The organism is Algoriella xinjiangensis, assembly GCF_900115015.1.
In the GTDB taxonomy this organism is placed as follows: Bacteria; Bacteroidota; Bacteroidia; order Flavobacteriales; family Weeksellaceae; genus Empedobacter; species Empedobacter xinjiangensis.
Map to the genome: position 1 here is coordinate 14,420 of NZ_FOUZ01000012.1, position 19,001 is coordinate 33,420.

Genomic DNA, 19,001 nt, shown 5'->3' on the forward strand with positions numbered 1-19,001 from the left:
CACCCTATTAATAGGGTGGTCTAATTAACTCAAAAACCAATGATAATTGGAATTACCATTTAGTGCCTGCTGAATACCTTTATTAAATTCAAAGGCATTCAAGTTTCTTTCTAGGAATGTATCTATATAACTGCTTTTACTTGCTTGGGTGAATAGATTGTAAACATTCCATAGATTTATATTTCCTACTTCATCTTTGCTAAAGCTTTCATCATTGTAATAGTCTTTAGCAATAGTATTAAATTGACCATCATTAAAATTTAACTCAGGAATAAAAGATTTTACTTTCTTAGGTAAATGATTATAAAGTCTAGATTTACCTATTAATTGAGCAAATTGATGCTCAGTCAATGAGTATTCAGAAAATTCTTTTAATTGCTCTAAATGCCTCTGAGCATTGTAATTTTTGATTAAGTCTGATATTTTATTCTTTAACTCAACATAAGAAGTTACTTTCATTTCTGAACTGAATCCATCTGTAGAAACACAAAGATTACAACAAACTTTATTTTGAAATCCAATAAAAAACTTGAATTTTTCAAAGCTTTTCTTGCTATATAAATTCTCTTGGTTATAAGCTCTCACTCCTCCAATAGTTAAAGAAAGTTCATTCCCATTTATAACATCTGTTATTGTAGGTATTCTGATGATAAAAGCCATTCTTTCATAATAAATAGTTTTTTCGTGGTCTAAAAGCTCTGCTACATTTTTATGTATAGCTTCAGGAATTCTACCTTTTATTTGATGGCTTACTCTAATCTCAGGCAACTCAAAATTTTCATTTCTAAAAGCACCAAATAAACCTTCTTGTGCAATCTCTATAAATTCTTGATGAGCTATTGTCTTCTCATTATCTTTGCTAAAAACAGGGATTATACATTCTGTTTGCAAATGATTAAAATCCACTTCTATTGTGTTTGCTTCTATGAAAGGTTTAGGCTGATATGCTTTATAACTTCCTGGTAAATTTCTAATTTCACTTATACCAGGAAATGTAAAAGAACTAGATTGCTCAAAATTTGAACTTCCTGTATTAATAGGAATAATAGGGTTTGAATTAGTAATGTTTAAAAGTTCCATTTTGTTGTAAATTTTGTTGGTTAATTAAAAGGGTTAATTCATTCTTTTTGTTTATAAAAGATGAATTTAGATTCTGTTGAAATTGTGGAAATTCTTGGTATATTTTAGACAACTCATTAATACTTTGACATATAGAAATTTTACTTAATACATCTTTCTCTGAAATTGAATCATCATTTACTCCACTATTACACCATTCTAAAATTCTTCTACCTGTACTAGAATTGATAATAAACTCAGGTCTACCCATGAACAAACCTGTTCTATCTTTACTTGATACTGCAAAATGTTTGATATCAATATCAAATACTAAAGTAAATTCATAATCAAGTCCATCTCTTTGAACTGCTTTTAACCCTACTTTCTCAGGAACATATTTTCCATCTTTCTGATTTAGTACATAATCTTGTTTAGTTCTCATAGTAGCTATTACATGAGCTTTACATTGAAGTATTTTATCAGTAAAAGCTTTCTGTCTAGGAGTTACTTTTGACCAATTAGCAAAGCTATTTCCAGCTAGCTTAGAATGAAAATCCAATAATTCATCCCATGCATGAGAAATACTATCAATTACAATCACCTCCATCCCTTCCTTCTCACACAGCTCTATTGCTTCAATATATTTTTCAGGAGTATAAGGAGGTTGAAGAGTAAGTACATTATAATCTCCTAAGTGTGCATACAAATCTGCACTTCCATTTTCAGTATCAATAATAGCTATTTTACTGAAATCTTTATTCGTTATACCTTGTGCAAGAAGTAAACTACTATAAGTTTTTCCTGAACCTGCACTTCCTTGTAATGCCATTTTAATTTTGGCTTTTTTTCTTTCTGATTTTCTTAATTGCATAATTGTAAATATTAATTGGTTAATTTTGAAATGAAAAAGAGTTAATCATTTATATGAATAACTCTTTTAAGTTTATAAATCGGATATTATTTCATTGCCGACATCTAATGTTTGATTATCAAAATCCTTCAAGTAAGACATTGTAACATTTATACTACTATGCCCCATAGATTCGGAAATTATTTCTGTTTTAGCACCTCTATTCTTCATTATAGTAGCATAAGTATGACGAGCTACATAAGTAGTAATTGTCTGCTTAATACCTACCAATTCACCAATAGATTTTAACTTTTCATTACATCTTGTAATTACTTTTTGTTTCCTGTAAGCTATTTGCTCATCTGTTAAACCATCTTTTAATAGTATTGGGAATACATAAATAGAGTCATCTTCTCTATACCTGTATTTATCTATAATTATTTTAAGTTGTGGAGTAATCTTAATACTAAAATCCTTTTTCGTTTTAGATCTTCTATAGTAAAATCTATCTTCATTAATATCTGTCCATTTTAATTTCATCATATCTATAAAGTTCATACCTCGAGCATAAAAAGAGAACATAAAATAATCATAAGCTTCAATTAAGTCTGGTCTTTCAGTTAAATTCGCACCTTTAAATTTTATATATTCATCTTCACTTAATGCTCTTTTATTCCCACTAGATTTTAGTTTTGAGATTTTATACTTCTTAAATGGATAATATTGTTCTTCCAAAATTTCCCTTCTAATTGCTGTATTGACAATAGACCTTAGTTCTCTCATACGGACTGCTATTCCACCATCTGTATTACCTCTCGCTCTCATAAATACTTCAAACTTTTCAAGAAAACCAGGTGTAATTTTTTCAAATTGAAGAACATCTATATGAAATTTCTTTAATGTCCTATGTAAATCCTTTATAGTTCTTGCTGTTCCTAATCTCTTAGATACCTTTAATTCATTCTCATACTCATCTAAGAACTGATAGACATCAATTGAGACAGGTTCTATTCTTCTAAAAGCTTTTTCAAAATCTTCAAGCGAAAAATTTATCCCTTTTAATTCAAAAGAGGTAATAATGTCGTAAGCTTCATTTAATTTTAGATTTATTAAATGATTTAAAACTTTATAATCTTTTTCTTTTTTAGTTACTGCTCCATTTTGAAAGTTATCTTTAAAACATCTTTTACCTAAGTGAAATTCTTTTTTCTTTCTGTTTTTAGATATTCTAAGGTATATGCCAACTTTACCATCAGACAATAGTTTATTGCCAATGACAACTTTAAGTGTTGTATTGCTCATTTTCTTAAATTTTAAAGATTAATGAAAAAGTAGACTCAGAAAAGAGTCTACTAAAATTTAACTTTACATGTTTTACATGTTTTACATGTTTTACATAAGGTTATATTACCTTTTTATATTTACCTTGAAAAACTCTGATAATAATTTTCTTATTGCACCATTGACTTAGCTTATCATCAATAGTACGAATAGTAATATTCATTTCTTTACCAATATTAACTGCATCTTGTCTTGAAAACTCATTTACAAGATTATCTAATATGCTCTTATCAAAGTCTGATAAAATAAGTGCTTTCGTATTATTAATGAAGACATTTTTTGTATGTTCAAACAATTCTTTAACTAGAAGTATCCCTATTTTAAAATCTATATCATCACAAATAATTTCCTCTAAATTATTTCGATTGATGTCATCAATCCTTCTACAAATTGAAAATATTTGTAAAATCTTTAAAAGGATATTTCCTAATCTTTTAACATTAGCATCTAATCCATTACAATCTGATTCTTGTATAAGCTCAGTAGTTTCAGTAAAAAACTCTAAAAATTTTTCTTGTTGATTACAAGTAAGTTTAAATTCAATATTAACTTTTTCTAACATTTTATAAACATCTAGTAATATGCTTCCTTTTTTTTCAAAATAAGTATTTGCTATTAATGATGTCTTTTGAAATACATTTTTAAACTTCTGAGGCTCATCAAAATAATAATATATAAATCTAGAAAATAATCCATTTTCAACTGAACTTATTATTGGACTCAATTGGTTGGGTGTTCCCGAAAGTACAATAGATAACATAGGATTATTTATTTCAAAAAATCTCCCATCAGTGCTCCTACTTATAGATATTGGCTCATTATGAAATACTTTTCTTAATACATCTGAGTAATTTGCCCAATCATTCTTTAACATAGCCCCTACTGTATCAGCTTCACTTTCCATTATTAGCATCCCATGCTTAGATTTATTAAAATAAGAGTGCATTTCGGCTGATGAAATATTTCCTGGTAAAATTTTTATCTCTTTCACACTATTTGATTCTGATGGTTTTTTATTTTTCTTTGATTCTTCTTTACTTTCAGGAATCAAATCTTCATCAGATACTTCAAAAAGATTATTATCTTTTTGAACATATTTATGAATAGGTTCCAGCAGTTTTCTACTTATATTAATAACTCCTTTTCCAGAGGCTGCATTTGCTAAAATTGCCAAATATAAATGTGGATAAACTTTTCTACCATCGTATTCAGAATAATAGTTTGGGAAACAATCACTTAAAACCCCTAGAGTTGATAATAGAATCATATCTCGTTCTCTTCCTTCATACTCATCTGTTAACTCTTTTATAAAACGTGGTAATTCTTCATAAATACCTTGGCTCAATATACTACTGTTATTCTCCATTTTTTCTACTTTTAAAATCTAAACTCTCTTGAAAAACCGCATGTTTACATAACTTCTCTCCTGAACTGATCCAGTTCTCTAAATCCTCAACTTTAAAATAAATTTTACCTCCATTCGGTTTATAAAATTTAATTTCTCTATTGGATGTCAACTTATAAAGTGTAGCCTTGCTAACCTTTAAGTATTCTAAAGCCTCATTGAGGCTTAAAAAATATGTCATAATTTTTCTATTTTAAAAGCTCACCGTGCGCACTTAATAATATGAGCTGATTAATAATGATGCAAAGATTTATGAAGAAGTAATACAGACCAAGTGTAGATTTTGTAGATATTATAGTATTTATTGTAGAAGACTTGTAGACATGAAAAAACCACCTTTATATAGGAAGGTGGTTTGTTATTATTTGTGGTAGTATTTTTCTATTAGTAACTCTTGTTTTAGAACCAAATTGTTTTTTTATTGAACCAAGTTCTTGATTTTCAAAATTTATAAAAAGCAATTGAAGAGTTTCTATAAAAGACTTTCTTATTATTTTCGTAGTGAATAATTCTTTATGTAATACCCAAAATGTAAAACTAATTGTATCAAGTGAAATATCAGGGTTTAATTTTCTTTCAATTGAAGGTACTTTATCTTCTATTATTAAATAATCTATTTTTTCTAAAAGATATTCATAGTCTTCTTTATGTAAGATTAGATTTCCTTGCTCATTATTAGAATTTAAGTAACTAAAAATATCTCTTACTAATTTATGAGAGTCTAACTTCTGATTATAAATTATTCGTGAAGCATCTATACATAATTTATCTCTCCCTATTGGTATTAGAAATTCATTAACATAGGAAATTATTTTATTTAAACTTTCATATATAAATGGATATTCATTATAAAATAAGTAATTATCATTGATCAATTTTTGAAATTCTCTTTCAAGTCTATTAATAAAGTTTTCATTATCTATTTCTACTGATAAACTTGTTTTAGATAAAAAATCCTTTAATCTATTATTCTCTTCATCAATATATTCTTTGAGTATTTCTTCATAACTTTTAAATAATGGTTTATCATTTCCTTTTAAAATTTTAAAAAAATTATCTTCAAACGTATAACTATATTCTATTCTTTCTGATTTAAGATATTGGAAATAACTAATATATAAATCAACAATCAAAAATTCAAGTTCTGAATTAGAGTTTATAGTTTTATAAAACCTAAAGATTTTATCCATTTTAAATTTTGTTTCAGTATTGTTTCAGTGAAAGTACAAAAAAAGCACCTACATTTCTGTAAGTGCTTTGTAATAAAGTGGTCCCACTTGGGCTCGAACCAAGGACTTGCTGATTATGAGTCAGCTACTCTAACCAGCTGAGTTATAGGACCAGAATTTATAGCTTTAAATTGTTCCTCAAAGCTGAGGTTTACTGCTTAATTCGAGTGCAATATTAATGCTTATTTTTTAAATAACAAAATTATTTTACATCTTCGCAAAGCTCTACTAGCACACCATTCGTTGTTTTGGGGTGTAAAAAAACAACACGCTTATTATCTGCGCCTAATTTTGGCGTTTCATTTATAAAAGTAAAACCTTGATTTTTAAGACGCTCTATTTCAAATTCAATATTTTCTACACCAAAAGCAATGTGGTGAATACCTTCTCTATTTTTTTCTAAATATTTTTCAATTGCACTATCTTTTTTTTCAGAACCAACTAATTCTATCTTCGAATCACCAACTGCAAAAAAAGAAGTTTTAACTCCTTCCGACTCTACTTGCTCCTCTTTATAAGGTGCAGCGCCTAATAATTTCTCAAACAAATCATTCGAAATTCCTAAATCTTTTACCGCAATACCTATATGTTCTATTTTCATGTGTCTGTTTTTGTAAAGATAGAGTTTTCTTAAAATTTTATTTAAAATTTCGAGAGTTTGTTGTAATATTGAACTATGAGTTTTTATGAAGAAGGGAGTCAATATCTCCACAAAGGTCAATACAGAAAGGCTATCGATTATTTTACATTATCGATTAAGCGTCAAATTGAAGTGGCAAATTCATATTTCGGACGTGGATTAAGCCAATATTATATGAAGCAAAATACAGATGCTATCAAAGATTTTGATAAGGCAATTGAATTAGATGCTAAAAATCCTAATTTCTATTTTTATAGAGGTATGGCAAATTTCAATCAATTTAATCCGACAAAAGCATCCGAAAATTTTGATCAAGTAATTGCAATCGATCCAAATCATTTTGTGGCGTATCATCAAAAAGGATATGTTTTAATGAATTTGAATAAATATGACGAAGCAATTCAGTGTTTTAATAAATCGTTAGAAATTAATCCTGATTACGAATCATGTTACCACAATCGTGCATTTTGCTACGATCAATTACAAGAATTTGATAAAGCAATCGAAGATTATTCGAAAGTTATTGCTTTAAAACCACATTTCTTATCGTATTATAATCGCGGAAATACGTATTTCATTTTACAAGATTTAGAAAAAGCTTTGGACGATTTTAATCAATCAATCGAATTAAATCCAAATCATTTCTTATCATATTACAACAAGGGTGCAATTCTCGAAAAAATGGAGAAACAAGACGAAGCAATCGAAGAATTTAAGAAAGCTTTACAGTTAAATCCAGAGTTTCATTTAGCTGCAGAAAGATTAGAATATTATCAACAACAAAATTCATAGAAACCGTTTCTTTTAGAAACGGTTTTTTTTATTCAGATTTCTAAATACACGCATTTCTTAACTTAAATCAATGTACACTATTTTGTTTGCACGTTACTTTGCATTGTAAACAAAAGTATAATGCAGGTTCAGATTGCCGTTTTTGGAAAGAATAAAGAAATTGTTGACACTTTGGAGCGAGTGATTAACAAGAATGATGATTGGATGGCTTTCTGCGCTTGTACGCAAGAGAATTTGAAGCAAATTGTTTACGAAAACTCAATAAATATTGTGTTGTACAGCAGCGGAATTGGCGAACAAGAATTAGAAAATATAGAAAATTGGCTGAAAAGATTTTTTCCGACAATTATTCAAATTCAACATTTTGGTGGAGGAAGTGGTTTATTGCAATGCGAAATAAACAGTGCATTGGCAGGAATAAAACCAATTTGCAAACCATTATTCAACGAAATTAGTTAGGGAAAATAAGTAGTATTAGTAAGTGAAAAATCCTTTACCAAAGCTTGTTTGGAAAGGATTTTTTTTTGATTTATATATTTTTTAGAATCCAATAATCACGAGAAATTCCGACATCGCTGCGGTTAATTTCTACTTCATCACAAAAATCTAGAAACAATTCGTCCAATGTTTTATCAATTTTTGGCGTAGAACCCAACAATTGACTAATTACAGTATTTGTTTGGTTCTCCATTAATTTACCCGAAAAATTTGAAATATTATTTTCCTGAAAACCAATAAATGTACTTGGTACAAAAAAAGTAACCTCATCTGTTATTACAACCAAAAAAGTTGTTGATTTTTTAATTAATTGAATCGATTTTTTTATTTCTTGTTCAGTTCCAAGTTCTAAACCTTCTAAAAAAAGCTCAACATTATCTAAAATCTCTTCCTTATCTTTTACCAATTCCATCCCGTAATTTTTTGCAAAATTAGAAAAAAATTAGTCTTCTTTCAATAATTCTTCGACTTCTAAATAAGCTTTGTACGATTTTACAAAATCGTGGTCAAAATCAATTTCATCCAAACGCATTTCAACTGTCTGTTTATCTACATCTATCAAATCTAAAACTGTTTGTACATTATAATTATCCACTTGTTCAAAAGTTGGATAAAGTGTAATTTGTTTTAAAGTTAGAGCAAAAATAAAGCAATTTATTCCATTAAAATTAACACCGATATCAGCGAAATTTTTATAAAAAGCAATCAAATTTGTTTTGAGTTGAAGATTGTAATTAAAACTTTTTAATTTGAAGTTTTTCAACACCAAACGATTGGTTGTATTCAGTACTATTTGCTCTGTTATTTGCAAATTATGACTTAATAATTCAAGCAATTTTTTATCATCTTCTAACTGATACAAATTATTTAAATATCGTTTAGCTTCCTCAAAATTAAACAATTCCAAATTTACTAAAACCGATAAAAACAAAAACCGTTTGTTGGTTGGATACACAATTTCTATCTCTTGTAAATACTTTTGTGCTTCTTCAAATTTAAGTTTATGAATATAATATTCGGCAATATAAAAGTTAGCCGCAAACAAATAATGGTCTTGTTTTTTGGCTTCGATAAGATAAAGAATTGATTCTTCGTTAAAGTTTAAATTGCGCTGAACAACACCTTTCAAAAAAAGTGCTTTTTTATCATTTGGAAATTCGTGCAACAGCTGATTTAATAAATCTTGCGCTTTAATTAATTGCTGAATTGGATTGTGGATAATCGAAAAACTTTCCCAAACAGGATACATATTTTCATCTACCTTCTCGTCGAGAATTAAGAAAAAAATGTCGTTAAATAATCGATTATAATCCACAGTGTTTTGTTTTATTAGTGCTAAAATTAATACATTTCTACATATATAACTTGATCATATTATAAAAATAATAATCAATATTAATTCATTTAAAAGAAAATTATACTATTAGTTAATTAATTAATAGCGTTTTAATCTAAATCATTTATAATATATTTAAAAAATTTAAATCAAAATATATGAAAAAATTACTACTTTTTACTTCAGTTATTATTGCAGGAACTTTAACTGCACAAACAACTATTTACTCTGAAAATTTTGGAGTAGGACAAGCTAATAATCCATTAGTAAACGTATACAATGGCTATCAAAATACAAATATAACTTATTCTGGAAATGCAGACATCAGAACTACAACACCTTCTGAAGGATATACAAACGCTAGTGGTTCAGGATGTGTATTTATTGGTGCTGTAACTACAAATCCAGAAAAATATCTCCTAATTGAAGGAATTAATACTACTAATTTTAAAAATATAACTCTTGCCATTGGTCATTACAAAGGAACTAATACTGGTAATAATGAGTTAAAAATTGAAGTGAGCGAAAATGGAACGAATTGGATTCAATTAAACTATACAAGACCAATCGGAACTGGAACTTCTACATGGCTTTTAATAAAACCTGAAGGTATAATTCCGACGACAAATAATTTAAAAATAAAATTTACAAATACTATCAATTCTAATGTAGGTTTTAGAATTGATGATATTTTATTGAGCGGTGAAAGTACATTAGGACTAACAGATTTAACTAAAAATGAATTAAAAATTTATCCGACAATTATTACAGATGGAATTTTTAATATCGTTAGTGATACAAATCAAACTAAAAAAGTTGCTTTGTATGATATAAATGGAAAATTAATTTTTACAAAAGAAACTCATAAGATAATTAACGTTGGCAAGCTGCATAAAGGTGTTTATTTAGTAAGAATAGAGGAAAATGGAAAATCTTTTTCTCAAAAAATAATCATCAAATAAAGTTTAAAAAAATAAAAGTCCTGATAATTAATCAGGACTTTTTAATTATCTTATTTCGTAAAATTTTACCACTTTCGGTACGTGGAAATTGGTTAACAAAAATAACTTCTTTAGGTTGTTGATATTTAGTTAAATCAGCTTTAGAAAAATCTATTTCACCTTTTTCACCTTCAATTACTACAACTAATTTTTGCCCTAATAATTCATCATTTTTAGATGTTATAAAAAAATCCGAAGAAATATACGGTTTCAACTTCTCTTCTATTTGCTCTGGAAATAATTTTATTCCGCCCGAATTAATGATATTATCAACACGTCCAATCCAATTAAATTTTCGCGAATCTAGTAATTCTACCAAATCATTTGTCACAACTTGTAAACCGTCATAAGGCGTATCAATAACCAAACAACCGCGATTATCTACCGAAATTGAAACTTCTTCGAATGCTTCAAAACAGTTTTCTACAGCATTATATTTTTGATTCGTAACTTGCTTAAAAGCTATATGCGTGATTGTTTCCGTCATTGCATACGTTTCATAAACTTCGTTATCAAAAGCAGATAAATCAGCTTTTACTTTGTCTGACAAAGGTGCTCCACCAATTATTAATTTATCACATTTTGATACAAAATCCAATGATTTTTCTACTTGCATTGGTGTTAATGCAACAAAATTAATTGAACTAAAATTTTGCTGAATTTCTTGGTTAATATCTTCCAATAAAATATGCGAAGTTGGTTGAATACAAATCAATTTCAAGCCAATTTCTATCGCTCTAACCAACATTAATTTTCCGGCAATATACGAAACTGGCATTGCTAGTAATGCGGTATCACCGTTTTTAAGCTGCAAATACTTTGCTGTCATATTCGCACTTTTTCGCATATTATTTTTAGTTAAAATAATTTCTTTTGGTGTTCCTGTCGACCCCGAAGTATGCGCAATCATAACATCCGAATCTGAAAACCAATCAACCAAAAAGTCTTTTACGGTTTGTTCAAAATCATTTTGAGGTTGTATTGTATTTACATCAAATTGATCTTGAGAAAAATCTAAATACAACATTTTATTTATGATAACTTACACCTGCATTTATTTCAACATCTAAAACGTTGTTTGCGGGCGGAATTGGACAATTGTAGTGTTTGCTATAAGCACAATATGGATTATAAGCTTGATTAAAATCTAACACAATTTCATTCGATTTTGTTGTAAAATCCTTTGTATTCAAATCTAAATAACGCCCACCACCATACGATGTAACGCCATTTGTTTCGTCCATAAAAGGTAAAAACAAGCTGTCTTCATATTTCTCCATTATCGGAAAAGATTGATAAATCGTCAATGTTTGTTGCTGATTATCTAATGTAAAAGTAACTGTTGCGTATTCTTTGTACTTCTTAATCTTTTTGGCTGATGTAGGAAATGGAATAATTTTTCCGTTTTCTATCGGTGTAAATTTAGCTTTTACAGTATATTTTTTATTGATTGGAAAAAACGTAATTCCTTTGAAATTTGTTTTTTCATCATCAACCAAAGGTGTTGTTTTTGGATCCATATAATACGAAGCCAATTCTTTTTGATAAGTTTCTATTGCTGCAACTTTACTTACAGTTTTGCTTGTACTACAACTCAATAAAATAAGCGATGTTGCGATAAGTAATAAAATTCTATTGATCATAATTTGTTTCTGAATAAATTTTCTCCTCTCAATTCTAATCGACTTGGAAAATTGTTTGTAAATAATCCGCCAGTTCCTAGACCTTGTGGCATTTCTGGATATAAAATTGCCGTCCATTGTGCTATTGCCGATAAACCAATGTTACTTTCTAATGCAGATGTTATCCAAAAATCTATTTCGTAAGTATCCGCAGCATTTATCCATTCTAAAGAGCCACGAATACCACCAACCAAACTTGGTTTTAAGATAATATATTGCGGTTTTATTTTTTCTAATAAGTTGAATTTATCTTCTTGATTTATAACTCCGATTAATTCCTCGTCTAATGCAATTGGCGTTGGCGTTGTTGCGCACAATATTGTCATCAACTCAACTTGTCCAGCTTTTATCGGTTGTTCTATCGAATGAATTTTAAGATCTGCCAATTGTTGTAAAACAACTTTAGCTTCTTCAAACGTAAAACCTCCATTTGCATCAACACGTAATTCTAATTGTTCTGGAGAAAATTCAGCACGTAATTGTTGTAATATTTTATGTTCATTTTCCCAATCAACACCAATTTTAATTTTAATGCATTTAAAACCTTTGGCTAATTTTTCTTGAATTTGTTCGCGCATAAAATCTACCGAACCCATCCAAATTAATCCATTTGTTTTTATTCCTGCATCGCCAGTTCTAAAAGCAGATTCGTATAAATCTGGATTTAATTTATCTGTATAATTATCGTTGTATCGGTTAAATTGCATTGCTTGAAAAGCTTGTTCAATTCCAAATTGAATCGAAGGCCATTCGCGCAATTGATTCCATAAATCATCAATTCCTAATTCAATATGATCACAAACCCATTGCAATTTTTCTTCATATTCAGGGCGATCATCAACACTTAATCCCTTAAACAATCCACATTCGCCTACATATTCTTTTCCATCTTCTTCAATCGTAAAAAGATACGTCAACTTCTCTGTTAAAACTCCGCGCGATGTTCCGCTTGGGTTTTTAAATTTTAATATATAAGGTTCAAAACTTGCTTTCATAGTTCAAATTTAGGCAATCAATTTTAGAATTGTAGCGGACAATTATAGTTATTCTTGATAAAGTAAAATACAATTTTAATTGCTTCATTTTCTTACTTCAACTTGTCTTCTAATTTCTTTTTCAAGCCATTTTTCCAATCATTTTTCAGAATGCTTAAAACAATTGTATCTCTGCGATAACCATCTGGCAAAACGGTATGATCTCTCAAAACACCTTCAATTTCTGCTCCAATAGATTTCATTGCATTTATACTTTTTTCGTTACGAGTATCTGCATTAAATTCGATTCGTTGAACATCTAGTTTATCAAATGCATAATCTAAAATCAAAAATTTACAACTCTTATTCACCTTTGTTCCTTGCGCTTCTTTTGCGTACCAAGTATATCCTAATTTTGCAGTTTTATTTTTAGAATTTATCTCGTACAAACGTGTAGAACCAACAAATTTTTGAGTTATTTTATCAAAAACAACAAACGGAATTTGAGTTTTCTCATGATAATTTTGAATTGCAATATTGATATAATCTTCCATATCTTTTTCTGTCTCCACTTGTATTGTAGACAATTTCCAACTCTCAACCTGATGAACAAATTCTTTTAAATACTTAAAATGTGCAGCGTTTAATACTTCTAATCGAACAAAATCATTTTCTAAAATCATGAATTAAATTTATGAAAACTTTCACAATTAGCAATGTAACCTTTTAGGCTTATTTGCGTCTTATTGTAAAATCAACACATGATAAAATTCTACATTCCTCTATTTTGCTGTATTGCTGCGATTAATGTCGCCGCACAACAAGAGCAAAAAGGTGTATTAACTTATACTAATCAAACGCCAGTTTCTTTATCAGATATTATTATCTCGAATGGTGAAAAAATTATTGATGAAATTTCGACAGATGAAAACGGAAATTTTACTGTTATTTTAGAAGCAGGAACCTATACATTTAGAATTGAAGAAGCCGGAACTTTAATTTATACACAAGAAGTTGTTGTGGTACAAAATAAAGATATTGGTGTAATTATAGTTCCTAAAACTGAAAATGTAACCTTAACCGAAGTTGCTGTTACTGGTCAGAAAAAATTAATTGAAAAGAAAGTTGATCGATTGGTTTTTAATGTAGATCAGGCAGAAGGTGCAAAAGGCGGAAATGCTTTGGATGCACTGAAATTAGCACCAAGAATTAAAGTTGACGAAAGTACAGATGCAATTTCTATTATCGGAAAAGGCTCTATTAGTGTGATGATAAACGACCGATTGATGCAAATGGATGCAACGCAGTTGGCAAATTATCTGAAAACAATTAGAACAGAAGATATTGATAAAATTGAGGTAATTACAAATCCTCCTGCAAAATATGATGCTTCGGGAAATAGTGGAATTATCAATATTGTGCTGAAAAATGCAAAAAGCGAAAGTGTTAACGGTTCTGTTTCTTCGTCTTATAATAAACAAAAATATGGCGGTTACAATTTAAATGGAAATGTAAATTTCAGAAAAGGAAAATGGACGTTAACTTCTAATATTTATAACGGAAACGGAAAGTGGTATAATAACTATACAAACAAAATAACTTATCCAGATTCGGAATGGACAACTACTGGTAGTGGTAATAATATAAATAAATATATTGGTGGAAAAATTGGGGTTGATTACGAAATAAATGATAAATTAATTACGGGTTTCAACATTGATATTTCAGATGGAAATGGAACAAGTGATAGTAATTCTATTATGAATGTTTTTGATTTTAATCAAAACAAAATCACTAAACAAATAACATCAGATTTTGATGGCACAACGTGGGATTGGAATTATTTTGGATTAAATTATCACGTAATCAATAAATTTAACAAAGAAGGTAAAAAGTTAACTTTTGATTTTGATTATTCGCGCAACTCTTATGGCGGAGATGATGTAACTGTTAGTAATGAATTTGACGGAAATGGAGTAGAAATTCCAAATAAATACCAAGGAAATATTGGTCGTACAAAATCTTTCTCTAACCGTTACAATGTTAGTATTGATATGGAGCAACCGCTAGATTCGTGGAAAATGAATTACGGAACGCGATTGAGATGGGCACAAGACGAAACTGATAACAAACGTTTATATAAAACAACAGGAGATTATAGTGAGTTAACTGATCTTGCAAATATTTACCAATACAACGAAAATATTTATGCACTTTATTACTCTGTCGAAAAGAAAATTAATGATAAATGGACTGCAAAAGCTGGTTTACGCTACGAACATGCAGAAGTAAAAGGCTTGATTGATAATCCGAAAGCTGATTACAAACGCAAATACGATGGTTTATACCCAACGGCTTATATTATGTATCAACCTTCCGAAAATCATTCGTTTACATTAAACTATAGTCGTCGCGTAGATCGTCCCTATATTTGGTATCTAAATCCGACCGTAGTTAAGATAAATGACTATAGTTACTCGCAAGGAAATCCAACTTTATCGCCTTCTAATTCTTCAAATTTTGAATTAGAATACGCCTACAAAGATTTATCGGTTTCGAGTATTTATTATCGTTATGCGAATGATGTTTTTACACAAGTGCAATTATTTGATCCAGTTACAAAAATTACAACAAGTAAACCTTTCAATTTTGGAGAAACATTTAGTTATGGTTTTAGCGAAAACTTAAACTTTAAACCTCTAAAATATTGGAAAGTAAATGCTACAGCCGATGTTTTTTACCGTAAAACGACGGGTAAAATTCCTGAATTAAACTATAGTATTGATGGTTTAAATGGAGAATTTCGAATTACAAATAATCTTGATTTGAACAAGAAAAAGACATTATTTGCCAATTATACTTATTCTTATTATACAAAAAGTAATGATGGTTTAGAAAAATACAGCGACTATATGCGCCATAATGCGGGTATTAGAGCAATGTTATTTCAGAAAAAATTACAATTATCTTTTAATGTAAATAATATTTTCGAAAATAAAAATGCAGATTTTTCTGTACAATCTAACAATATTATTAGCCAAAGTACGTACGAAGCATTTCGATCATTTCGTTTCGGAATTACCTATAATTTCGGAAAACAATTTAATATCGAAAAATCGAAATCTAACCAAGAAGGTGGCGGCGGAAAAGGTTAAAATTTATTCCTGAAAAGCAAAAAACCTGAACATTAATTTGTTCAGGTTTTTGTTTTTTTATGAATTCAATACAAATTAAATCGGATAATTTCTGTTTCCAAAAATAGAACTTCCTATACGCACCATTGTGCTTCCTTCTTCAATTGCCATTTCATAATCACCACTCATTCCCATTGATAAAATAGAAACATCTGAATGATTTTTTTTCAACAAATCGAAGTTAGATTTTAAGGTTTTAAATTCATTTCTGACTTGATTTTCGTTATCTGTAAATGTTGCCATTCCCATCAATCCAACCACACGAATATTTGGTAAACTCTGAATTTCTTCTGTCATTATTTGACGAATTTCTTCTTCATCTAAACCAAATTTTGTTTCTTCGTCTGCTATAAATTGTTGCAATAAAACATCAATTACACGGTTATTTTTTTCAGCTTGTTTGTTAATTTCTTTCAACAATTTCAAGCTATCAACACCATGTATCAGATAAACAAAAGGCGCCATATATTTTACCTTATTGGTTTGTACATGACCAATCATGTGCCAACGAATATCCTTTGGAAGAACCTCGTATTTATCGCACATTTCTTGAATTTTATTCTCTCCAAAATCTCTAATACCAGCATCATAAGCTTCTTGTAAATCTTCAGCTGGTTTAGTTTTAGACACCGCAACAAGCGTTACATGTTCTGGAATTCTCGATTGGATTACTTTTAAATTTTCTTGAATACTCATTTTTTATTCTTTCAAATCAAATACAGCAAAACCGCTTAATGGTTTTGGTTCGATGTATGTACTTTTTGGAGGCATTTTTAGGCCTAAATCCGAAATTAATTGCAAATCTTTTACGTCAACTGGATAAAATGCAAATGCTGCAACATAATCGTGGTGATCAACTTTATTTTTTAATGCTTCTACACCTTCTTTACTTCGTGTTCCGCATTCGTAATGCACACGTTTATCCTTTTTGGTATCGTGTATATTAAGAATTGGTTTCAATACAGTTTCTTCAAAAATATAGGTATCCAATTCGCACAATCCTTTTATTGTACACGAATTATTTTTAACATAAAGACTATAAAATTTATCTTCTAAATACATCACAATGTGGTGTTTTTTAGTCGGAACAATTAATTCTTCTCCTTTCGGAATTATATCAAAATAATTTTCTAATTCTTTAATAAATTCTTCTGTTGATAAACCATTTAAATCGCTAATTAAACGATTATAGTCATTTATAATTAAATCTTCATCCGAAACTAAAAGTGCTAATGTGTAATTAAAAGATTCGTCGCCATACACATCTTCTTCTGCCGTTTCTACAGCATGTTTGGTATAACGCTCCGAACTTTCCATGCGATGATGACCGTCTGCAATATACAATTCGTCAAGCTTCTCTATCGAATCTTTAAATTGCTTTAAATTTAAACGATTTTCTACTCGCCACAATAAATGTTGCGTTCCATTTCCTTCTTCAATTTTAAGAATTGGCTTACGTTTCATTTCTGTATCAACCAACAAATCTACGCGCTGAGAAGGTTTGTAAGTTAACAAAACTGGCTCTGCATGAAAATGAGATTCTTTTAAATAATCTGCAAATAACTCTACACGACGATCAATTGTTTCTTCGTGTTTTTTAATCTTATTTTGTCGATAATCATCAATGTTTACCAAGCCTAATAAACCTTTGGTTTGTCGACCATTTGGCTGAATAACTTGATAAATATAAAACGACGAGTGATCTTGTACTAAAATTTTTCTTGCGATAAAATCTTCAAGATTAGCACGTACTTGTCTAAATTTTTCTTTCGAATCTTTTATAGTATCGTCCCATGTTGGTAAAATAATGTGCAAAAAAGAGTTTTCTCTTGTGCTGATATATTTTTCCAATTCATCTTTCGAATATTGATTAACTGCAAGTGTTACAAAATCCTGAGATGTTGCTTCTGTAGGACGAATTCCTTTGAATGGTTTAAATTGAGGCATTTTTAATGATTTTTAGATAGATTAAAAACAAAATTATTTTCCGTAAATCTCTACGATTTGAGCGGCCAATTCTGTTCCAATTCTATCCTGTGCTTCATTTGTAGAACCTGCGATATGAGGAGATAATGACAAAGATTCGTTCATTAACAATCCCATTTCTGGCGATGGTTCGTTCTCAAAAACATCTAAAGCTGCACCAGCTACTTTTCCGTCTTCAATTGCATCAACCAAAGCTTTCTCATCAACAACACCTCCACGAGCTGTGTTAATTACAATAACACCATCTTTCATCTTCGCAAATTCTTTTTCGCCTAAAATATAACCGTCTTGCGATGGCACATGTAGCGTAATAAAATCTGCATTTGAAATTACTTCATCAAAACCTACAGAAGTAATTGTGAAAGTTAGTTTTTGACCATCAAAAAAGTCTAATTCGATTTCGCGCGTTGCAGGAAATTTATCATAAACCAAGATATTCATTCCCAAACCAATTGCTTCGCGAATAACTTCTACTCCAATTCGTCCAAAACCAATCACTCCTAAAGTTTTTCCTCTTAACTCTGTTGCTTTTGCATACGCTTTTTTAAGTCCATTAAAGTTAGAATCTCCTTCTAAAGGCATACTGCGATTGGCTTGATGCAAATTACGAACGATAGAAAACAAATGCGCCATTACAAATTCTGCCACCGATTGTGATGATGAAGCAGGCGTATTAATTACTTGAATTCCTTTACCACGCGCATAATCTACATCGATATTGTCCATACCAACACCTCCACGACCAATAATCTTAAGATTTGTTGCATCGATTAATACTTGACGAACTTTGGTTGCAGAACGCACCAAAAGTACTTCTACACCTTTATCGTTGATATAATTTTCTAGTTGTTCTTGTGCTACATGAGCAGTTATCACTTCGAATCCTTTTGCTTCTAAGGCTTCTTGCCCTGCTTTAGAAATTCCGTCGTTTGCTAATATTTTCATGATTATTTTGTAAAAGTAAATTGTAAAAAGTATTAAGTATTTTTTGCACATTGTACATGGCTACTTAAT

Annotated in this window: 20 protein-coding genes and 1 tRNA gene; 4 read left to right on the forward strand and 17 right to left on the reverse strand. The window is 29.4% G+C overall.

What is annotated here, in order from left to right; all coding sequences use genetic code 11:
• Positions 1 to 24: 24 nt before the first annotated feature.
• The 8 genes from BM072_RS11775 to mce all read right to left on the reverse strand — a co-directional run bounded on the left by BM072_RS11775 (position 25) and on the right by mce (position 6,485).
• Complete coding sequence (locus BM072_RS11775) at positions 25 to 1,080, reverse strand: DUF3871 family protein (protein ID WP_092908877.1); 1,056 nt, start codon at positions 1,078 to 1,080, stop codon at positions 25 to 27.
• Entirely contained in the window at positions 1,058 to 1,930 is an 873-nt protein-coding gene (locus BM072_RS11780; RefSeq protein ID WP_092908878.1) for an ATP-binding protein, read from the reverse strand. Before BM072_RS11780 ends, BM072_RS11775 begins: the two co-directional genes overlap by 23 nt.
• 72 nt (positions 1,931 to 2,002) lie before the next feature.
• Complete coding sequence (locus BM072_RS11785) at positions 2,003 to 3,211, reverse strand: site-specific integrase (RefSeq protein WP_092908879.1); 1,209 nt, start codon at positions 3,209 to 3,211, stop codon at positions 2,003 to 2,005.
• 100 nt (positions 3,212 to 3,311) lie between these two features.
• Entirely contained in the window at positions 3,312 to 4,616 is a 1,305-nt protein-coding gene (locus BM072_RS11790) for a DUF3987 domain-containing protein (protein ID WP_092908880.1), read from the reverse strand.
• Positions 4,606 to 4,836 carry a helix-turn-helix domain-containing protein gene (locus BM072_RS11795; protein WP_092908881.1) on the reverse strand — a complete coding sequence of 77 codons (231 nt, stop codon included), beginning with the start codon at positions 4,834 to 4,836 and terminating at the stop codon, positions 4,606 to 4,608. Before BM072_RS11795 ends, BM072_RS11790 begins: the two co-directional genes overlap by 11 nt.
• Positions 4,837 to 4,993: 157 nt before the next feature.
• A complete protein-coding gene (locus BM072_RS11800; RefSeq protein ID WP_092908882.1) occupies positions 4,994 to 5,845 on the reverse strand; it encodes a hypothetical protein in 852 nt (283 codons plus the stop codon).
• Between the two features lie 78 nt (positions 5,846 to 5,923).
• A tRNA-Ile gene (locus BM072_RS11805) sits at positions 5,924 to 5,997 on the reverse strand.
• An 89-nt stretch (positions 5,998 to 6,086) separates the two neighbouring features.
• Complete coding sequence (mce, locus tag BM072_RS11810; RefSeq protein ID WP_092908883.1) at positions 6,087 to 6,485, reverse strand: methylmalonyl-CoA epimerase; 399 nt, start codon at positions 6,483 to 6,485, stop codon at positions 6,087 to 6,089.
• 75 nt (positions 6,486 to 6,560) lie between these two features.
• On the opposite strand from mce, the gene BM072_RS11815 reads away from it, so the two are divergent.
• Both BM072_RS11815 and BM072_RS11820 read left to right on the forward strand, forming a co-directional pair.
• Positions 6,561 to 7,316, forward strand: coding sequence for a tetratricopeptide repeat protein (locus BM072_RS11815; RefSeq protein WP_092908884.1), 756 nt, complete (start codon positions 6,561 to 6,563; stop codon positions 7,314 to 7,316).
• 120 nt (positions 7,317 to 7,436) lie between these two features.
• The gene (locus BM072_RS11820) at positions 7,437 to 7,775 is read left to right on the forward strand and encodes a hypothetical protein (RefSeq protein ID WP_092908885.1); all 339 of its coding nucleotides are present in this window, start codon (positions 7,437 to 7,439) and stop codon (positions 7,773 to 7,775) included.
• A 70-nt stretch (positions 7,776 to 7,845) separates the two neighbouring features.
• On the opposite strand, the gene BM072_RS11825 is transcribed toward BM072_RS11820, so the two are convergent.
• Positions 7,846 to 8,226 carry a hypothetical protein gene (locus tag BM072_RS11825; RefSeq protein WP_092908886.1) on the reverse strand — a complete coding sequence of 127 codons (381 nt, stop codon included), beginning with the start codon at positions 8,224 to 8,226 and terminating at the stop codon, positions 7,846 to 7,848.
• Between the two features lie 30 nt (positions 8,227 to 8,256).
• On the reverse strand, positions 8,257 to 9,129 hold the full coding sequence (locus tag BM072_RS11830; protein ID WP_125113204.1) for a tetratricopeptide repeat protein: 873 nt from the start codon (positions 9,127 to 9,129) through the stop codon (positions 8,257 to 8,259).
• A 179-nt stretch (positions 9,130 to 9,308) separates the two neighbouring features.
• Between BM072_RS11830 and BM072_RS11835 the strand changes: the two genes are divergently transcribed.
• A complete protein-coding gene (locus tag BM072_RS11835) occupies positions 9,309 to 10,112 on the forward strand; it encodes a T9SS type A sorting domain-containing protein (protein ID WP_092908888.1) in 804 nt (267 codons plus the stop codon).
• A gap of 31 nt (positions 10,113 to 10,143) precedes the next feature.
• On the opposite strand, the gene BM072_RS11840 is transcribed toward BM072_RS11835, so the two are convergent.
• The 4 genes from BM072_RS11840 to BM072_RS11855 all read right to left on the reverse strand — a co-directional run bounded on the left by BM072_RS11840 (position 10,144) and on the right by BM072_RS11855 (position 13,490).
• Positions 10,144 to 11,178 carry an AMP-binding protein gene (locus BM072_RS11840; RefSeq protein WP_092908889.1) on the reverse strand — a complete coding sequence of 345 codons (1,035 nt, stop codon included), beginning with the start codon at positions 11,176 to 11,178 and terminating at the stop codon, positions 10,144 to 10,146.
• Position 11,179: 1 nt separating this feature from the next.
• Positions 11,180 to 11,794: a DUF1684 domain-containing protein gene (locus BM072_RS11845; RefSeq protein WP_092908890.1), complete on the reverse strand. Its 615-nt coding sequence runs from the start codon at positions 11,792 to 11,794 to the stop codon at positions 11,180 to 11,182.
• A complete protein-coding gene (locus BM072_RS11850) occupies positions 11,791 to 12,828 on the reverse strand; it encodes an o-succinylbenzoate synthase (RefSeq protein WP_092908891.1) in 1,038 nt (345 codons plus the stop codon). Before BM072_RS11850 ends, BM072_RS11845 begins: the two co-directional genes overlap by 4 nt.
• Before the next feature lie 92 nt (positions 12,829 to 12,920).
• Complete coding sequence (locus BM072_RS11855; RefSeq protein WP_092908892.1) at positions 12,921 to 13,490, reverse strand: GNAT family N-acetyltransferase; 570 nt, start codon at positions 13,488 to 13,490, stop codon at positions 12,921 to 12,923.
• 78 nt (positions 13,491 to 13,568) lie between these two features.
• On the opposite strand from BM072_RS11855, the gene BM072_RS11860 reads away from it, so the two are divergent.
• Positions 13,569 to 15,962 (forward strand): TonB-dependent receptor, encoded by a 2,394-nt coding sequence (locus BM072_RS11860; protein WP_092908893.1) that lies wholly within the window; start codon positions 13,569 to 13,571, stop codon positions 15,960 to 15,962.
• A 75-nt stretch (positions 15,963 to 16,037) separates the two neighbouring features.
• On the opposite strand, the gene BM072_RS11865 is transcribed toward BM072_RS11860, so the two are convergent.
• From BM072_RS11865 to BM072_RS11875, 3 genes are read right to left on the reverse strand one after another with little or no spacing between them, the layout of a single operon-like run.
• Entirely contained in the window at positions 16,038 to 16,697 is a 660-nt protein-coding gene (locus tag BM072_RS11865; protein WP_092908894.1) for a YggS family pyridoxal phosphate-dependent enzyme, read from the reverse strand.
• 3 nt (positions 16,698 to 16,700) lie between these two features.
• Positions 16,701 to 17,948, reverse strand: coding sequence for a DUF1015 domain-containing protein (locus BM072_RS11870; RefSeq protein WP_092908895.1), 1,248 nt, complete (start codon positions 17,946 to 17,948; stop codon positions 16,701 to 16,703).
• Between the two features lie 33 nt (positions 17,949 to 17,981).
• On the reverse strand, positions 17,982 to 18,932 hold the full coding sequence (locus tag BM072_RS11875; RefSeq protein WP_092908896.1) for a D-2-hydroxyacid dehydrogenase: 951 nt from the start codon (positions 18,930 to 18,932) through the stop codon (positions 17,982 to 17,984).
• Positions 18,933 to 19,001 lie beyond the last annotated feature (69 nt).